Source organism: Sutcliffiella rhizosphaerae (genome assembly GCF_917563925.1).
Classification (GTDB): Bacteria; Bacillota; Bacilli; order Bacillales; family Bacillaceae_I; genus Sutcliffiella_A; species Sutcliffiella_A rhizosphaerae.
Map to the genome: position 1 here is coordinate 1 of NZ_CAKJTJ010000055.1, position 16,709 is coordinate 16,709.

Consider the following 16,709-nt stretch of genomic DNA (forward strand, 5'->3'; position numbering starts at 1 on the left):
ATCTTAAATTGTGGTTGATCCACAGGAGGAAAAAGAATTGTCCCAAATGATCCTATTATCATTATCTAGAAATATCTTGAGACGTCCAAGCATTATGCAAGTCGCTCAATTTAAAAAAAGGAAGATTTTAGCTCTGCAGAAGGGCTTAAACATATAATACGAGGAGGAGTAAGTGATGAATGTATTTATTGGTGGAGCGTGGGTTTACGCTAATGGTTCTCTACATTTGGGTCATATAGCGAGCTTGCTTCCAGGAGATATTTTAGCAAGGTATTTTCGTTTGAAGGGTCAACAAGTTTTATATGTATCTGGGAGCGATTGTAACGGAACACCGATAGCGGTGAAAGCTAGACGTGAAGGTGTGCCAGCGAGTACAATTGCCAATCAATATCATCAGGAGTTTATTCATTGTTATCAGAAACTGGGATTCACTTATGATAGTTATTCTAGGACAGATTCCACTCAACATCATCACGTGGTACAAGAGGTATTTATGCAGCTTATGAAGAAAGGTTATATATTTAGAAAAGATGTCGAACAGACTTTTTGCCAAAGCTGCGACCAGTTTCTTCCCGATCGTTTTGTAGTCGGAAATTGTCCTGTATGTGATACTTTCGCTCGGGGGGATCAATGTGATCATTGTTCCACTATTTTAGACCCGTTGGAGCTTAATCACCGTAAATGTAGTATCTGTGGAACGGAACCAGCAATTAGAGACACAGAGCATTTTTATTTTAAGTTGTCTCAACTACAGAATTTTCTTGAAGGCTTTACACTAAATGCAGAAACGAATTCTCTTTGGCGAGAAAATGCCCTTTCATTGACAAGCAGATACTTGCAGGAAGGATTAAAAGATCGTGCTGTATCGCGAGACTTACCAATTGGAGTTAGTGTCCCAATAGAGGGTTATGAAAATAAGAAAATATATGTATGGGTTGAAGCGGTGATTGGCTACCTATCCGCTTCCAAAATAATTAATCAATCTGAAAGCTTTTGGGAAAAAGACACGATATCCTATTATGTTCATGGAAAAGACAATATTCCTTTTCATACCATATTTTGGCCAGCTATTCTTAAAGGGATCGAGCATAATGGATTGCCAACCCATATAATCTCCAACGAGTATCTCACATTAGAAAAGAAAAAACTGTCAACAAGCAAAAACTGGGCCGTATGGCTACCTGATTTTCTAGAAAAATACGACCCTGATTCGCTTCGCTATTTCCTGACGATAAATGCCGCAGAAAAGCGTGATGCAGATTTTTCCTGGAGAGAGTTTATTTATAGTCATAATAGTGAACTACTTGGAGCTTATGGAAACTTTGTAAACCGTACTTTCCAGTTTGTAGTGAAGTTTTTTGAAGGTAAACTTAATGGCGGAGAAGTAAATCAAGAAATAGTATTAGAAATGGAGAAGTTGTATTTACAAACGGGTGAACGTATTGAAAAAGCAAACCTTAAATTTGCTCTAGAAGAAATCTTCTCTTATGTTAGAAAATCAAATAAATATTTTGATGAAAAACAGCCATGGAAACAAGTAAAGGAAAACAGGGAAAACTGTGAACAGATATTAAAGGACTGCTCTTTTATTATCATCAACTTGGCAAACCTTCTCTCCCCCTTCCTTCCTTTCAGTAGTGAGAAAATATTAAAAATGGCACAAATTGAATCAACTGAGTGGAAGCCAATACAATTGAACTCTCTAAAACTATTAAATGTTGCTCCCATCTTTCAACGAATTGATGAAGCAAAAATTCAAACGGAGGTAGAGCTATTACATAAACAAGGAACTGAATCTACTTAATTCTATTTAGATTATAAAAAAATAACTAGATTCAGGTAAAACACCCTGTCCGATTCTATTAACTGACATATGATAGAGCAAAGGGGGTGACAGCATGTTGCGCTATTATCGATATGTCACAAGATTAGGAGAAAATTTTATTGAAGAGTCCGAAGAAGTTCTACGGAAAAAAACGAACAAAGCAAAAAAAATCTACAAACTCATCAGACGCAGATTGGATGAACTAGAAGAGTAACCTCCCTTAAAAGAGCCAAGGCAAAGCTTTGGTTCTTTTTACATATATTTTGGAAGTTAGCGTAATGTTTAGCTCCTGGTGTCAACGACGATGAAAGTGCCTCCTCCGAAAAGGCATCATTGTACACATACACTCTATTTTCAAACAGGTTGATATCTTATTGAATGCTATTACAATCTGTAAGGTTTCTGTGCTGTATAGAAAAAACAAAAACCCCACTTCATTGATAGAAGTGAGGTTTAATTCTTTTATTCTTTCTCAAATTCCTTGTTACTTCTAACAGTATCGATTGGTCGAACAATGTTTTCAATTTGTTCTCTCTTAGGTTCTAAGAAAGGCGGTAAAGATAGCTTTTCACCTAAAGTCTCATAAGGTTCATCTCCCATAAAGCCAGGGCCATCAGTAGCAAACTCAAATAAGATTTGCGGTGCCACTCGTGCATATAACGACTCGAAGAAGTAACGATCCACATGTCCAGAAGTATGGAATCCAAAACCTTTAAGTCTCTCATCCCACTCATCGATTACAGCGCGGTTGTCTACACGAAAGGCAGCATGGTGCACAGTTCCAAAACCTTGTTGCGCTTGAGGTAGGACACCATTATGTTCAACGATCACTTGTGCTCCATTACCTCCCTCCCCCACTTCAAATAAGTGAATGTCTCCATTATGGGCAACAGCACTGAATAAAAGTACCTTTTCAAGTACTTCCTGGAAGAAGTCAAAGTTTGCTACTCGAATATGAAGTGGGCCTAAACCAGTAATTGCATACTCTAATGGAACTGGACCTTTTTGCCAAGGTGTTCCAGATTGAACGCCTTTGTTATTTTCATCCGATACAAGTTGATATTGCTGATCATCAAAATCCACAAAAGATAACACATTTACTCCAAATTGTTCTTGTATGCCATCGTGTTTCACATTTAGACGATCAAATCTCTTTACCCAGTATTCAAGAGCTTCGTTTGTCGGTACACGGAATCCAGTTCGGAAAATCTCATTGGTACCATGTCTTCCTGCTTGTATACCTGGGAAATCAAAAAATGTCATATCTGTTCCTGGACTACCTTTGTCATCTGCAAAAAATAAATGATATGTTCGAATATCATCTTGATTCACGGTCTTCTTTACTAGTCTCATTCCTAAAACATAAGTAAAAAATTCATAATTTTTTTCTGCACTACTAGTAATTGCTGTTACGTGATGGATACCTTTTAGTCCGTTCATATATATGGAATGCCCCTTTCAGTTAATTATCTCGAATTCGAGATAATTATATCGCTGTTTATTTATGTTGTCAAATAGAAGTGAATTTAATTAAACGTGTGAGAATATATTTAATGGACTTAGAACTACCGATTTTAGGAAGATTTAATGATTGGAGGATTCTTTTCGAAGTTTCTATAGATAGTATATGTAGATATTCTCTCGCAGTTTTATTGGAGATTGATTCATCATGCAGTTAACATAAGTCTGTAAGTGATGGTATAGACAAGTTTTCTGATGGAAAATACGATTATTTAAGCGAAACGACTTACTTATTCACTGAAACCAAAAATTATCCAAATATTGATTGCCTCTCTTAACGCAGCAACAGTCTCTCAGGATGGTTTAACTTTCAAAGCACAAAGAGATACCCAAGCCAAGCCACTATACGAATATCTTATTCAAAAAGCCAAGGCATCCACAATCTACCTTGGCTTACCTTCTATTATAAATAGTAATCCCACTCTTCCTTCATTTGTACATACAGTGCCAAAAGCATGCCTTCAAGTTCATAAAAATTTTTGTTGGATGTGTCTAATCCGATTTTCGGGAAAAGAAGGTTTGACACCTTAAGAGTAAGGTCAGAACGGTCTCTTTGCTGGAGGCTTCCAAAACGGCTGGCATAAGTTTGGATAAGCTTCCAGTCCTTTGCCGTTAGCTGACGAATTGCCCATTCTTCCACTATTGGGACTGTACTATAAATACCTTTTTCCTCAAGTAAACTATCAAGCTTCGTGCGCTTCTTCTTTTTCTTATTTCCCCTTTCATGAACAACGATGGTACCTGCAACTATGTCCCCTACCCGTTTATGTTTAGAGTGGAAGAATATCATGATCATACCGACAAGGTAGCTTGCTGGCAGCATATCAATAATTCGTAATAGATTTCTAATCAAGCTGGACAGTAAGGTGATACTGTGCCCGTTGTCTTGAATAACACGCAAACCTAGAAATTTCTTCCCAAGCGTACGTCCACCGGCAAAGTATTCCAACAAGAAGTAGTAGCCCCAATTTATTAAAAAGATAATAATGATAGTGCCTGCAACAAGATAGGATGAGAAATCTGTCACATAAAAAAGATCAAAGACGCTAGCGCTTAGAGAATAAATGAGTACAAAGAAAATCACCAGGTTTATTGCCATTAATATTAGCGTGTCAATTAGAAAAGCGGCTGCACGGCTTCCCAATGCTGCTGTTTGAAATTGTAAAGATACATATTCAGGTGTTTTTATATCCACTTGTTCTACCTGCAAGTTGATTCCTCTTTTCATGGATAAATTTTACTGTAAGTGTTTCTATTTTTCTACAATATTACTATAATGAAGAAGATTAGTGAATTTCAAACAAGAGGTGTTAAATTCCAATGAATGTGAAGCAGTTTATAAAGCAGCATCGAGAACAATGGAAAGAACTAGAAAGCATCCTTAAGGATCTACATAAAAAAAGGAACATTACTAATGAGAAATTAGATACGTTTCATCAGCTTTATCAAAAGGCTGCACAAAATCTTTCTTATAGTCAAACACACTTTCCGAGTGAGGAGGTTACCCCTTATTTAAATGAATTGGTTGCCAAGTCCCATAATCTCTTGTATAAAGATCAGATATCAAGTTGGAAGCAAGCCGGCCACTTTTTTGGCTATAGGTTCGTTGGACTCTTGGCTGAACAATGGAAGTTCGTTGTAATTGCGATGCTTTTATTTACTATAGGTGGATTAGGTAGCTTTTTTGCTGTTATAGAGGATCCACTTTACATTTATAGTATTCTATCAGTTGATATGGCCCAAAATTTTGATCCAGAAAAAATTGGAATGAATGATGGGTTAGTAGATGCACCATTAATGTCAGCTAGTATTACGACTAATAATATCCAAGTAGCGATACTTGCATTTGCTGGAGGTATTACTTTTGGTATTTTGACAGTCTATATATTAATATACAACGGAATTATTGTAGGTGCGATTGCAGCTCTTTTCTGGCATCATAATAAGACTTATGAGTTTTGGGCATATATTGTTCCTCATGGAATGATTGAGCTCACAGCTATTTTTATCGCTGGTGGCGCAGGTCTTTTGATGGGATATAAACTTTTTGTTCCAGGTGAATACTCTAGAGGCTACCAGCTTAAAGTAAATGCAAAGCGTTCAGTATTATTACTACTTGGAACAATCCCATTATTTATCATTGCAGGAGCAATAGAAGGCTTTATCACTCCTGCGAAAATTTCTCTTGAAGCAAAGTATTTGGTTGCACTTTTAACAGTTGTTGGTCTTGTTCTATATGTGGCCATTGGTAAGCTTCGGCTTCAAAAAGCTACATTATAATAAGCCTTTATTTAATGTCTCGATATAATGGGAAACAGCTGAAGCTGCCAGCCTCTCTTCTTTGGCCTCCATCATTAGGAGGTCATTCTTTTCCCATCTTTGTTTTTCCTTCTTTTTGAATAATAATTGCTGTTGGGCAACTTGTTTAATCATTGCCTTCTCCAAATCTGCTGGTTCCTGCTTTGCTCTTAATTGTAAGGTTTGATCTTCTACCCCTATCATTAAGAACAAATGTCTGGAACGAACCCTTTTTAGATAAATTAAAGCACTTTCCTCATAAAGAAATGTTTTAATATCACTAAATAGAAGGATGAGACTGCGTTTCTTTTGAACAAGCTGCAAATAAGTAAAAACTTCAGCATAATTTGATTCCACGGCATCCACTTCTATCTTGTAGATAGCCTGTAAAATTGTCTGTAAATGAGCCATACCTTTTCCAGGTGGAATGTATACCTTCACTTTTTTCGAAAAGGCAACTACTGACACATAGTCTCCTTTGTGTAAAGCAGCTGTAGCAACAGTTATTGCAGCTTCAAGGGATTTCTCCAAACGATTCCCCTTTTTAAGTTCCGCCCCCATCATTCTCCCGCAATCTATCAGGATGGTGACGTATTTTCCGTGCTCTGGTTCGAATTCATTTGTCATAACTTCTTGCAATTTAGCGGTTTGACGCCAGTTAATTTTCCTAGGATCATCCCCGACTACATAAGAACGAATCTTCGCAAACTCACCTGCTCCGCTATTCAGTCTTTTGATTTGTACACCATCGTGTAAAAGAAATTTTTGTGCATTTTCAAGATATTGCTTAGATTCTGTCAAATCCGGAATTACTTTTATTTTCATTTTTTGTTGAAAAGTAATCTCCTTTTTCCATAATCCAAACAAACTTGAATACCGAACATATATTTTTTCTACTGTATACTCCCCACGTACCGGTGCGGTAGTTTTGTATGTGAATTTTTTATTGTTGCCTTTTGGAACGATTCCTCTCAGCGGGAAAGGTCTATGAAAGCTTTGAGGAATCGCATCTATTATTTCACAGTACATATCGAAAGAAGTGGGATTTTGTACAGTAATCTGAAAAGGATAATCTAACCCTCTTTCCATATCGGTAGGTATATTTCTCGTAACTTTAATATCTTTTTTATTAGGTGATAACATTAGATCAAGTAAACTAAAAAGCAGAACAAAGCCATTAACGATAAAAAGTACCGTCCATGAAATTTGATTAAAACTGGCAATGATAAATAAGCCTGAGAGAATGGAAAATGTAATGACCATTCTTTTAGAGGGAATAATTCCTTTATCTTGGAACAGGAACTGCTCCAACAAGTTCTTCCACGATTTGCTCAACAGTTGCTCCCTCCAATTCCGTATGCGGAGATAATTGAATCCGATGACGAAGGGCCGGTTTTGTTACTATCTTTACATCATCAGGTGTCACGTAATTTCGTCCACTTATGTAAGCCCATGCTTGCGCTGCTTTTGCTATGGAAATGCCTGCACGAGTGCTCGCTCCGAATCTGATGGAGTCTGTTTCTCTAGTTTTTCTTACAATTTGCATGATATAATCCAGAACACTTTCACTTAATGTGATTTCCTGGATTTTCTTTCTAATGGAGAGGAATGTTTCTAGATCTAACACAGGCTCTACAGTTGCATGATTATACTTATTTTCAATTACTTGCTTTAATACGGCAGTTTCTTCTTCCATAGTAGGAAACGCAATTTGTAATTTGAATAAAAAACGGTCCTGCTGTGCTTCTGGAAGTGGATAGGTCCCTTCAAACTCGATTGGGTTCTGAGTGGCGACAACAAAAAAAACTTCATCTAGTTGAAATGTTTCCCCTTGAATGGTTACTTGTTTTTCTTCCATTGCCTCAAGTAATGCAGCCTGTGTTTTAGCAGGGGTCCTATTAATCTCGTCTGCTAAAAGGATGTTTGTAAAAATGGGGCCTTTAAGTGTCTCGAAAACCCCTTCTTTCATGTTATAAATAGAGCTTCCGGTAATATCACTTGGTAAAAGATCTGGTGTAAACTGAATACGATGAAACATTCCCCCGATTAAAGTGGATAAAGTTTTAACCATTTGAGTTTTTCCTGTACCTGGGACACCTTCCAATAAGACATGTCCTCCAGAAAGTACGGCTGCTAGCAATAATTTAATATTATTATTTTGTCCTAGTATTCTTTGTTCATATTTTTCAAGAAGAGTTGCCAATTCAGGCTTCATCCTTCCTCCACCTCTTTTCGTAATGTATCTAGCTCTTTGGACCAATATAAGAATTCCTGTTTGGTGATTCTTTCATTTTTTAAAATTTCATCTAGTTTATAAATGAAATTGACAATTTGACTGCTATCTTTGTTTTTCCATCTACTTGTAAGAATCGTTATGGAATCTATCCAGCTTCTATTATAGGGTATGCCCCATTTCTCTTGGAGCAAATATTTAAGATAATCTGCCTGTGTATGTAAAGATTCATTATAGGTCTTTCCTCTTAATTGCCAAGCTGCCAACGCGCGGATACTTTCATCACTATATCTGACAAACTCTTCCCTTGCCTCCCTGATTGGTCCAAAACGCTTTCCTTGCATCCAGAGAGTTAACAGAGTAACAAGAGCACCTTGGAAAAGTAGAATTAAGAACCAATTTTGGTAAACATCTAAAGCAGAAGATGGAGAGCCTCCATGATAAAACTCGTCTATTAAAATTCTAGAATAGTTAAATCCATTCTCCTGGAGTAAATTAAGTAATAAAGGCAAATGATCATTTTTTAATATATGCTCATTCATCATCCATGTTGGTGTTACCGAAAGAATTAATGAACCAGCTCCGTAATTTCGCTTTATTGCTACATCTCCAAAATTATCAGATAGTAAAATGGTGTCACTATCCTTGCTATCAATTCTAATGTTTGACATTATTTCTGACTCATAATGTTTTCCATTATAATTTATTTCTGTACTTTCAATTGTAAGATTTCCTATATGGTTAATTTGTATATCAAAAAAACCTCTTGGATTGTTTTTTAACAAAAGAATCGTATTTCCTTCCTCCATGAACTCAATGTATGCATTCATCACATCACTGTCTGGAATGAAATATGGTTCTATCATAATTAACAGGCTGCTTCCTTCTGTCTGTGGAAGAAAAGCTGGGTTCTGGTTCCACTTTGAAACAGGAAAGTTTTCCTCTTTCAAATAAGTATAAAATGCTTTTGTACCCGTTGGAGAAGGCGATGAAGAATCATATGGTACATATTCCTGCATCTGTTTCGATTGAATTAGGTAAGTCCCTGTCAGAAAAACTAGCAACAATACCCCTAAAACAATCCAACTCCTTTTTTGAGTGAAAGTCTGCTGCAAGTTACGTCCTCCTTCCCGCTAGACGTTGTTTTGATTGGTTATGGTAGATTGTGACCATTGCATCATCCATTCACGATATGAGAGATATTCATCTTTTGTCACCCGTTGCTTACCGTAAGTTGCGCGGTCAAATAGAATCGCAAAATGATAAAAAGGCTCTGCAAGTTCTTTTTTTGTATACTTTAATTCATCGAAATATTCCCAGTTTGTCTTCCAAATCTTTGCCTCCAACCATTCTTTTTCATGAAAAGAAAGGAGCATTGCTAAAAATAGATGGCGTGTTGCAAGCGTGTATTCTTCTTGCTTTTCAAAATTTGCTACTGCTTCCATATGACGGTTATACGTCCAATACCATTCATCTTCAGATTGAAATGGTTGGTTGGACCTTATCATCTTGTTTTTAGCATTTCTTGTGAAAGCAATGATTAACATAATTGCCATCAAAATAATTATTAAAGCAATGATAGCAACCACTATATTACCTGCTGTTCCACTAGAATTTTCTAGGTTAGGAAAAAGTTTTTCTAAATTCTTTCCAAGCCAATCTATTATGTTGTCCCAAAGCTTTTGAATAGAGTTGCGATTATCCTCATAATAAATCTGATATTCTCTACTATTTAATGTGTTTTCCAGTTTTTCCTTTACATCTTCTTCCTTAAGCAATATGTATCACCTTCGCTTAATTAGTGTTATATTCATCTATCATTTCCTTCAAATCGTCTGCATCATGACGCACCTTTAAATCTAAGTACATAACAGAATATCCAACTGCCATAATAAGTGTGGTAAATAAACTAGTAAAGCTCACAATTAAGCCAAGCAACACACTGTTACCTAGGAATAATGAGAATGACCCCTCAATTGCAAAAGAAATAGCTGAAGTAATCATAAAAAAAATAAGGTATAAACCAATCATTTTAAATGTTTGCCCACTTGTTAGACTCCAACTTCTTCCTAAACCGGGTGACGATTTGTCAATCACTGACGAGCCAAAATAGAAGCTCAAGCGTGTAAGGAAATACCCACCTAGCAATAACAAGCCAAAAAATATTAGTATAGAAAAAATAATCCCTATAAATAAGTCAGACATGAAAAAGATAGCTGTTGAAAAAGTCCCAATAAAGATGACTGCTACCAATATTGCAAATGCAATTATAGTAAAGAGAATCGTAGAGCCGACCATAGGGAAAAAGCGGCCTAACGCCATCTTAATTAGCGTTCCCACTGTTTTTTCTTCTTTGAATTTGAGCTGATTCACTCCAATCAATATAGCTGCTTGAGCGATTGGATAAGTGATTAATAATATTAGGAATGTAAACCCCATATTTAGATCAGATGCTAGGCTTGTGTTTTCTTCGGTTAAAAAGCTATTTGCTATTTGGTCAATCCAACTTCCTTCACCACTTAAGTCACGAAAGAAACTTCTACCAGAAGCTAATTGCATAATAGCCTCTAGAAGATAAACGGGCCCGACTAGACATAAAAGAATGATAAAAAAATCCTTAAATTTGTATTTACTGATACGAAATGTATGATCGAGGATTTCCCCGAAGCTTTTTGGTTCATTTAACCTGTTGTTCATTTGTTTCCTCCCAATCTACATATTGTTCCAAATGTTGTCATATCGACTATTTTATCATTAATTTACCAGATTCCGAGAAAAAATTTTATAAAAGATTTTTTACTCAAACTATGTTTCTTTTACGAATATAAATTGATACTCGGAATAATCGTTACTGGCGTGCTCCTTTTCTGTGATTAGATAAATTAACAGGACAAGTTTTTACGTAACATATAGATTTTGACGGATTAATAGCAACAATCTTTAAAAAAGATGTTAGTAGAAATTCTTTAATATGTTGTTTAGTGCTTTCTTTACTTCGCCTATCGACAAATAATTATCAAGATATTTTGGAGCGACACCTTTAAAGCGGTCTATCCATCGTTTCATGCGAGAATGGAGACACCATTGCCCCGTATTCCCTTTTGAGAGGATAGAAAATAGGTCTAGTCGACTTCAACGATACCTTCAAATTGCTCGAAATCCTACTTTGGTACGAGTTTATCTCATTTCATTAATTAAGTGACCTGAAACTATCGAGGTAGGATCAACATAACGTCTAACCCATTAACCCATTGATAAACTTTTTCTTTCTGAGTTTGAGGTAACTTTTTTATATGCTTTAGTAGGTTACTGAACGCTCTGCTCACTTATAGGACTTACTCTACAGAATGTTTGTTCTTCATTTACTTTAACAATATTCGTAACATGGAGCAAAAATCAACCTATTCTTTAACAAGCCTAAAAAATAAAAGAATCCCCTTGCAGAGGATTCAATAAATAGATTAAGTATCAAGTTATGAAGATCAGGTTTGTAAACACCTAGGGTTTCTTCCAAAACAAACATGTAGATTAGCTGAAGGAACTATTCATATAGTGCCTTTCATTTCACCTAGCTAGAATAATAAGGTACATTATTTATGATTTACCTTTTATCGTAAGTCAAGTATTTAATCACCTATTGCAGCATTTATATCATACTTTTCAAGATCCAGCTGTGTCTCCATCCCTAGTGATAATTTTGCAAGCTCAGAACCCAGATATGGTCCGCTTGTTAATCCGGATGCTCCTAAGCCATTTGCAAGAAATATCCTTTCAAAATTAGGAAGTTTGCCGATTACCGGTAAGAACCCAGGTGTAAATGGGCGGAACCCTACTCTTGTTTCTAAGAAAGTAGCGTCGTTTAGTCCAGGTGCAACCTGTATTGCTTTTCCTAAGATTTCGTTCATCCCTCCTGCTGTCACCCTTGAATCAAATCCCACCTCGTCTTCATGTGTTGCTCCAATTACTATTCTCCCATTTTCAATGGAAAGCATATATTGGTTATTTGGAGGTATTACTACTGGCCATTGGCTAGTATCTGTATTTTCTAATTGCAAATGCATGATCTGGGCTTTCTGAGGTGTGACGTGGAATGTTACATCGGCTGAATTGAATAGTTCTTTTGCCCAGGCACCCGTTGTTACAATTATTGAGTCTGCTTCTATTGTTCTGTTATTTACACGTATTCCTGTTGCTCTTCTATTGCTTGAAATAAGTTCAGCACTTCCGTCCATAAAGACCACTCCGCGCCTTTTCGCAGCGGAAACTAGAGAACTTCTAAGTTTTCTCCCGTTAACTTTTGCACCGCCACTTACTAGAACAGAACCAAATTCATCAGATAACACTGGTACTAACTTCTTTGTTTCTTCGGGATTCAAAATTTTCACTTCTCCAATTTCTGGAGCATCCTCTCTTCTTTGAATGGCTCGTTCAGCCATTTTTATGAGTTTTTGTTTATCTTCATGTAAACTGATGGCACCTACTTTGCTGTATCCTGTATCTTCTTCACCGTCTTCTAATAATTGATGGATTAAAGATGGATAATATCTCGCTCCATTTTTAACGAGTGTATACCAGGCTTTGTTTCTACGCTGTGATATCCATGGGCAGATTATTCCTGCCGCAGCATCTGTTGCTTGACCTTTATCTGATCGGTCAACAACTGTCACATCAGCACCGAGCTTTGCCAAATGGTATGCAGTGGAAGAGCCAAGAATTCCCGCTCCGATGATTATGGCTTTTTGCATAATTTTCACCTAACTTTATGTATTTACAAATATGAAATCAGTTTACAGTATAACGTATGAATGCTCAATGTTATGGTTTAGATTTTTATTTTCAAAATTCAAATACCCCGTCAAAGTTAGATGTTAATCTAACTTTGACGGGGCATAATTTTAACTTTTTGTTAATTTAGTTAAACTTGATTTTCATAGCTTCAGCCATAATTCTTGGAATATCAGTATTATCTAGTAAACCACTAAACTTGTTAGATTGAGGGCCAAAAGCATAAATTGGAAGGTCCGTACCGGTGTGCGCTGTGCTTGTCCAACCAACAAGGGCGCGGTCACTTACCACATTATTAATGGCTATAGAAGTGTTACTAGCATTTATGATTTTTTCTACTTCACTATCTGATAATTCTAGAGAAGTATACTTTTTCACTACTTCTCTAATATTGCTTTTTTCACTGTTAATTTCTGAAGCCATTTTGTCTCCAGTCGCCGTTACATTATGCAAAATATCTATTTTTAAATCATATTGACCATTGGAACCAACAGACATACCGCCAGTTTCATGATCTCCAGCAACAACTACAAGTGTTTTCCCATCTTTTTTTGCAAATTCTAACGCTGCTTCCACTGCTTGGTCAAAAGCTGCAGTATCTGTCATTGCCCACGCCGAATCATGTGCGTGTCCTGCCCAGTCAATTTGGGATCCTTCTACCATTAAGAAAAATCCTTGTTTGTTTTTATTCAGTGTATTAATTGCTACATTTGTCATTTCTTCTAGACTTGGTTCTTCTGTTTCATCACGTTGCATCTCAGGTGACATAGAACCTTTTGCAAATAACCCTAATAGTTTTGTTCCTTTAGCCTTAGATAATTCCGTTTTATCAGTGACATATTGATAGCCCTTTTTCTCAGCTTCTTTAATTAAGTTGCCCTCAGGTTGTCTTCCGCCATCATCTACACTCGTAAAGTAATCACGGCCTCCACCTAGTATGACATCCACTAAATTATTTTCTAAGTATTGAGGAGCTATTGAAGCTTCATCAGAACGACTAGCTACATTTGCTGCAAAAACTGCTGGTGTAGCATGTGTGATAGTGGAGGTTGCTACTAGACCAGTAGCCTTTTTGGATCTTTTAGCTGCCTTTAATATGGAATAAACTTCTTTTCCGTCTGGAGTTACTCCGATCATTCCATTATTCGTTTTGTGCCCTGTTGCCATTGCAGTTCCAGCTGCTGCAGAATCAGTAACTGCCGTATTAGCTGAATGAGTCTTAATAAGTCCCTTAACATGTGGATCAAAAGAGGAATCTTCTCCTATATACCAGCGATAGTTTGTTGCATAGCCAGCATTATAGCCATCAGGAATCATAAAAATAACATTTTTTACTTTCCCCTGATTTTGAGTTTCTTGATTGTTTGCTTTTACAAAATCACCACCAAAAGTTACTTGCAATCCTGAAAATAAAAGACCTGCAGCGAGAGCTACACTTGCAATTTTTTTTAACATCCCATTTCCTCCTTCACTATTTTTACTACACTATAATGGTAGCAACCGACTGTTAAGGTGGAATAAACGAGAAGTAAAGGTTAAATGACGAAATTTAGGTCATCTTTCCTTAATTTTATAAGAAGTTCTGTCGATATTAATCTGTCAAGAGATTTTATACCGAATTACTTTTACTTGTTCATGACTTTGTAAATATTAGCTAAAGTGTATCTTAAAAGTCTTTAATGCCCATTCTTCTTCTATTTATGAATTATCCATATTATGTATTTTTTTCTTTTAACAAAGACTCAATTTGGGAAATCTCTTCCTTTATCCTCTTAGTAGCATCATCTTCTCATTGCAGAAATGTTTTGAATTAAAAGAGGAGCCGCTAAGAAATTTACTAGCGGCCCCTACTGAAAGGATTATTATTATTAAAATAGTCTTAACTCCAGCGTGTAAGCGGACTTTCTTTTTAAACTAAGAAAATAAAAGCGAACTTCTTCTTTATTTCGATCTATTGTTTTCAATACCAAAGTTAATATTCTTTCCGTAAAAGATCTCATCCATTTCATTCGTTAAATTAGTGGTAATTTCGTACCTTTCATCATCTGATAATGAATCTTTTGTTAAACCGAAAAGATAATTGTTTAAATCGAACTCTTTTAGTCTGCATTTCGTATGAAAAATATTCTCTTGATATATGTTCACATCGATCATGTCGTACTGTATTTTTACTTCTTCTGGAATATAGTTTTGAATAGAATTAATGTCATGATCTATAAATAGTTTGTTGCCATCAATGTCTCGAGTAAAGCCACGCACTCGATAATCCATTGTCATGATGTCCGTTTCAAAAGAATGTATCAAATAATTTAACGCTTTTAGTGGCGAAATTTCACCACAGGTGGAAACATCAATATCTGCCCTAAAGGTGCTGATCCCTTCTACAGGGTGATATTCTGGGTATGTATGTACAGTAATGTGACTTTTATCTAGCTGACAAACTACAGAATCAGGTAGAGGTCCTGGAGATTCTTCATACGATTCCATAGGTACTTCTACTACAGGTCCTTCTGAAACAAGAACTGTTACGCTTGCACCTTGTGGAACATAATCTTGTTTGGCAACATTCAACACATGTGCTCCAATTAAAGCGGCGACGTTTTTTAGAATATTTGTTAACCTTTCTGCGTTATATTGTTCATCTATATAATCTATGTAAGCTTCCCTTTCTCGTTTTGTTTTCGTATAGCATATATCATACATATTAAAACTCAAGGATTTAGTTAAATTATTGAATTCATGTAATGTAATTTTCTTTTCTTCAGTCAATCTTCCTACCCCTTTCATATGATTTTGTTTAGTCCGTACCCTTTTTTAATTAATGAAAAACTATATAGAAGAAAAGAAGTGAAGAATCTCTTCTTTCTTCTCTTGATAAGTTACCCTTCCTAATTCAATTAATTCCTGAATGCAAGTAATATCATCAAAAGGTATTTCTTCTCCTAATTCCTTATTGAGTCGTACATAATTGTCTCCTAAAAGATGTCTACATTGATAAGTGACAGATTCAGAAGAAAGCTGTAACGCTAAATCAAGTAATTTTGGAGTTACCTTCATGGAAGGAAAACGAAAAGGTAACCATTGTTTAACACCCCAATTTTTATTTTCCTGAATCGTAAAATCAATTTTCTGTAGGCCAGTTCCAATTGATAAAATGTTTATTTCAGGTAGCTTTAAATTAAAATATTCTAGTCCTTCTGTTATACAAACTAGGGAAGGATTATTCGCCCATAATCCCCCATCTATGGAAAGATAATCGTTTCCTATATTGTTTGGAGGAAAGTAGACTGGTGCAGAACATGATGAGAGAACGGCATCCCAGAGCTTGATGGATAAATCTTTTGCTTTTTTGTTGCCAAAATTGGATCTATATACAAAGGGTCTCCCTTGCGTTATATCTACTGCGGGAATTAATAGTGGCTCTGTGATATCAGCTAAATTCTTTTTGCCAAAAGTTTTCATGATAAATTTTCTCAATTGTTTATCACTATAAATACTTTTAAAGAGACCTACCTTAGCTTGACGGGTGAATATTTTCTTTCCGTATTTTATATATCCTGCAAGGACTTGATCCATAGGTAATCTTATTGCAATAGCAGAAGCAATAACCGATCCAGTACTAGTCCCTGCCACTAAATCGACCATTTCAGAAATAGGTACTTTTAGATCTTTTTCGATTTCTAAAAGGATAGAAATGGCGAATACCCCTCTGATTCCACCTCCATCCACACATAACATTTTCATAATCATACTCCTGGCTTTTATTTTTCATATATGTAGGTTTTCCAAAGTGAAAGAAAAAACTCCCCATTCATCCATTTCAAGTGTTTTGATAAATTGTGATTTAAAAATTCTTTTTATTGAATATTGCGACAAATGACTTTATAATATGGAAGAATCATGTAATTTTTTGTGAATACATACCTAATTAAGACCTGCGGTAATATGTCAACTGAAAAATAAAAGAATATGAAGTTATCAAAGGTCAATTTGCTTAAAAAAGACATCACGAAACTAATCCAGCAACTAGATGTCATTTACTGGAAT

Annotated in this window: 14 protein-coding genes and 1 pseudogene; 3 read left to right on the forward strand and 12 right to left on the reverse strand. The window is 35.9% G+C overall.

Annotated elements, in window-relative coordinates; all coding sequences use genetic code 11:
- The first annotated feature begins 175 nt into the window (after positions 1-175).
- Together metG and LRP81_RS21920 are read left to right on the forward strand one after the other, a co-directional pair.
- Positions 176-1,804, forward strand: a complete 1,629-nt coding sequence (gene metG, locus LRP81_RS21915) for a methionine--tRNA ligase (RefSeq protein ID WP_230505143.1) — start codon at positions 176-178, stop codon at positions 1,802-1,804.
- Between the two features lie 94 nt (positions 1,805-1,898).
- Positions 1,899-2,039, forward strand: coding sequence for a hypothetical protein (locus LRP81_RS21920; protein ID WP_230505145.1), 141 nt, complete (start codon positions 1,899-1,901; stop codon positions 2,037-2,039).
- Positions 2,040-2,287: 248 nt separating this feature from the next.
- Here the strand turns inward: LRP81_RS21920 and LRP81_RS21925 are convergent, their stop codons facing one another.
- On the reverse strand, positions 2,288-3,265 hold the full coding sequence (locus LRP81_RS21925) for a ring-cleaving dioxygenase (RefSeq protein WP_230505148.1): 978 nt from the start codon (positions 3,263-3,265) through the stop codon (positions 2,288-2,290).
- A 484-nt stretch (positions 3,266-3,749) separates the two neighbouring features.
- Complete coding sequence (locus LRP81_RS21930; protein ID WP_230505150.1) at positions 3,750-4,574, reverse strand: RDD family protein; 825 nt, start codon at positions 4,572-4,574, stop codon at positions 3,750-3,752.
- A gap of 92 nt (positions 4,575-4,666) precedes the next feature.
- Between LRP81_RS21930 and LRP81_RS21935 the strand changes: the two genes are divergently transcribed.
- On the forward strand, positions 4,667-5,626 hold the full coding sequence (locus LRP81_RS21935; protein ID WP_230505152.1) for a stage II sporulation protein M: 960 nt from the start codon (positions 4,667-4,669) through the stop codon (positions 5,624-5,626).
- On the opposite strand, the gene LRP81_RS21940 is transcribed toward LRP81_RS21935, so the two are convergent.
- From LRP81_RS21940 to LRP81_RS21985, 10 genes and pseudogenes are all read right to left on the reverse strand, one after another.
- Positions 5,621-6,979: a DUF58 domain-containing protein gene (locus LRP81_RS21940; RefSeq protein WP_230505154.1), complete on the reverse strand. Its 1,359-nt coding sequence runs from the start codon at positions 6,977-6,979 to the stop codon at positions 5,621-5,623. The two genes, LRP81_RS21935 and LRP81_RS21940, sit on opposite strands and share 6 nt — an antisense overlap.
- A complete protein-coding gene (locus LRP81_RS21945) occupies positions 6,930-7,859 on the reverse strand; it encodes an AAA family ATPase (RefSeq protein ID WP_230505156.1) in 930 nt (309 codons plus the stop codon). Before LRP81_RS21945 ends, LRP81_RS21940 begins: the two co-directional genes overlap by 50 nt.
- Entirely contained in the window at positions 7,856-8,992 is a 1,137-nt protein-coding gene (locus tag LRP81_RS21950) for a DUF4350 domain-containing protein (protein WP_230505158.1), read from the reverse strand. Before LRP81_RS21950 ends, LRP81_RS21945 begins: the two co-directional genes overlap by 4 nt.
- An 18-nt stretch (positions 8,993-9,010) precedes the next feature.
- A complete protein-coding gene (locus LRP81_RS21955) occupies positions 9,011-9,655 on the reverse strand; it encodes a DUF4129 domain-containing protein (RefSeq protein WP_230505160.1) in 645 nt (214 codons plus the stop codon).
- A 16-nt stretch (positions 9,656-9,671) separates the two neighbouring features.
- Positions 9,672-10,574 (reverse strand): hypothetical protein, encoded by a 903-nt coding sequence (locus tag LRP81_RS21960; RefSeq protein ID WP_230505162.1) that lies wholly within the window; start codon positions 10,572-10,574, stop codon positions 9,672-9,674.
- A 151-nt stretch (positions 10,575-10,725) separates the two neighbouring features.
- Positions 10,726-10,955: pseudogene (locus LRP81_RS23545) on the reverse strand (hypothetical protein); the annotation flags it as partial.
- 548 nt (positions 10,956-11,503) lie between these two features.
- Positions 11,504-12,622 carry an NAD(P)/FAD-dependent oxidoreductase gene (locus tag LRP81_RS21970; RefSeq protein WP_230505165.1) on the reverse strand — a complete coding sequence of 373 codons (1,119 nt, stop codon included), beginning with the start codon at positions 12,620-12,622 and terminating at the stop codon, positions 11,504-11,506.
- A gap of 166 nt (positions 12,623-12,788) precedes the next feature.
- A complete protein-coding gene (locus LRP81_RS21975; protein ID WP_230505166.1) occupies positions 12,789-14,117 on the reverse strand; it encodes an alkaline phosphatase in 1,329 nt (442 codons plus the stop codon).
- A gap of 486 nt (positions 14,118-14,603) precedes the next feature.
- Positions 14,604-15,449 carry an adenosylmethionine decarboxylase gene (gene speD, locus LRP81_RS21980; protein WP_230505168.1) on the reverse strand — a complete coding sequence of 282 codons (846 nt, stop codon included), beginning with the start codon at positions 15,447-15,449 and terminating at the stop codon, positions 14,604-14,606.
- 42 nt (positions 15,450-15,491) lie between these two features.
- Positions 15,492-16,406, reverse strand: coding sequence for a CBASS cGAMP-activated phospholipase (locus LRP81_RS21985; protein ID WP_230505170.1), 915 nt, complete (start codon positions 16,404-16,406; stop codon positions 15,492-15,494).
- Positions 16,407-16,709 lie beyond the last annotated feature (303 nt).

What these genes read in the sequence shown, in the direction of transcription:
- LRP81_RS21975 (WP_230505166.1), bottom strand. Translation starts at nt 14,117, where the DNA reads ATGTTAAAAAAAATTGCAAGTGTAGCTCTCGCTGCAGGTCTTTTATTT.
- LRP81_RS21925 (WP_230505148.1), bottom strand. Translation starts at nt 3,265, where the DNA reads ATGAACGGACTAAAAGGTATCCATCACGTAACAGCAATTACTAGTAGT.
- speD (WP_230505168.1), bottom strand. Translation starts at nt 15,449, where the DNA reads ATGAAAGGGGTAGGAAGATTGACTGAAGAAAAGAAAATTACATTACAT.
- LRP81_RS21920 (WP_230505145.1), top strand. Translation starts at nt 1,899, where the DNA reads ATGTTGCGCTATTATCGATATGTCACAAGATTAGGAGAAAATTTTATT.
- metG (WP_230505143.1), top strand. Translation starts at nt 176, where the DNA reads ATGAATGTATTTATTGGTGGAGCGTGGGTTTACGCTAATGGTTCTCTA.
- LRP81_RS21930 (WP_230505150.1), bottom strand. Translation starts at nt 4,574, where the DNA reads ATGAAAAGAGGAATCAACTTGCAGGTAGAACAAGTGGATATAAAAACA.
- LRP81_RS21985 (WP_230505170.1), bottom strand. Translation starts at nt 16,406, where the DNA reads ATGAAAATGTTATGTGTGGATGGAGGTGGAATCAGAGGGGTATTCGCC.
- LRP81_RS21945 (WP_230505156.1), bottom strand. Translation starts at nt 7,859, where the DNA reads ATGAAGCCTGAATTGGCAACTCTTCTTGAAAAATATGAACAAAGAATA.
- LRP81_RS21960 (WP_230505162.1), bottom strand. Translation starts at nt 10,574, where the DNA reads ATGAACAACAGGTTAAATGAACCAAAAAGCTTCGGGGAAATCCTCGAT.
- LRP81_RS21970 (WP_230505165.1), bottom strand. Translation starts at nt 12,622, where the DNA reads ATGCAAAAAGCCATAATCATCGGAGCGGGAATTCTTGGCTCTTCCACT.
- LRP81_RS21935 (WP_230505152.1), top strand. Translation starts at nt 4,667, where the DNA reads ATGAATGTGAAGCAGTTTATAAAGCAGCATCGAGAACAATGGAAAGAA.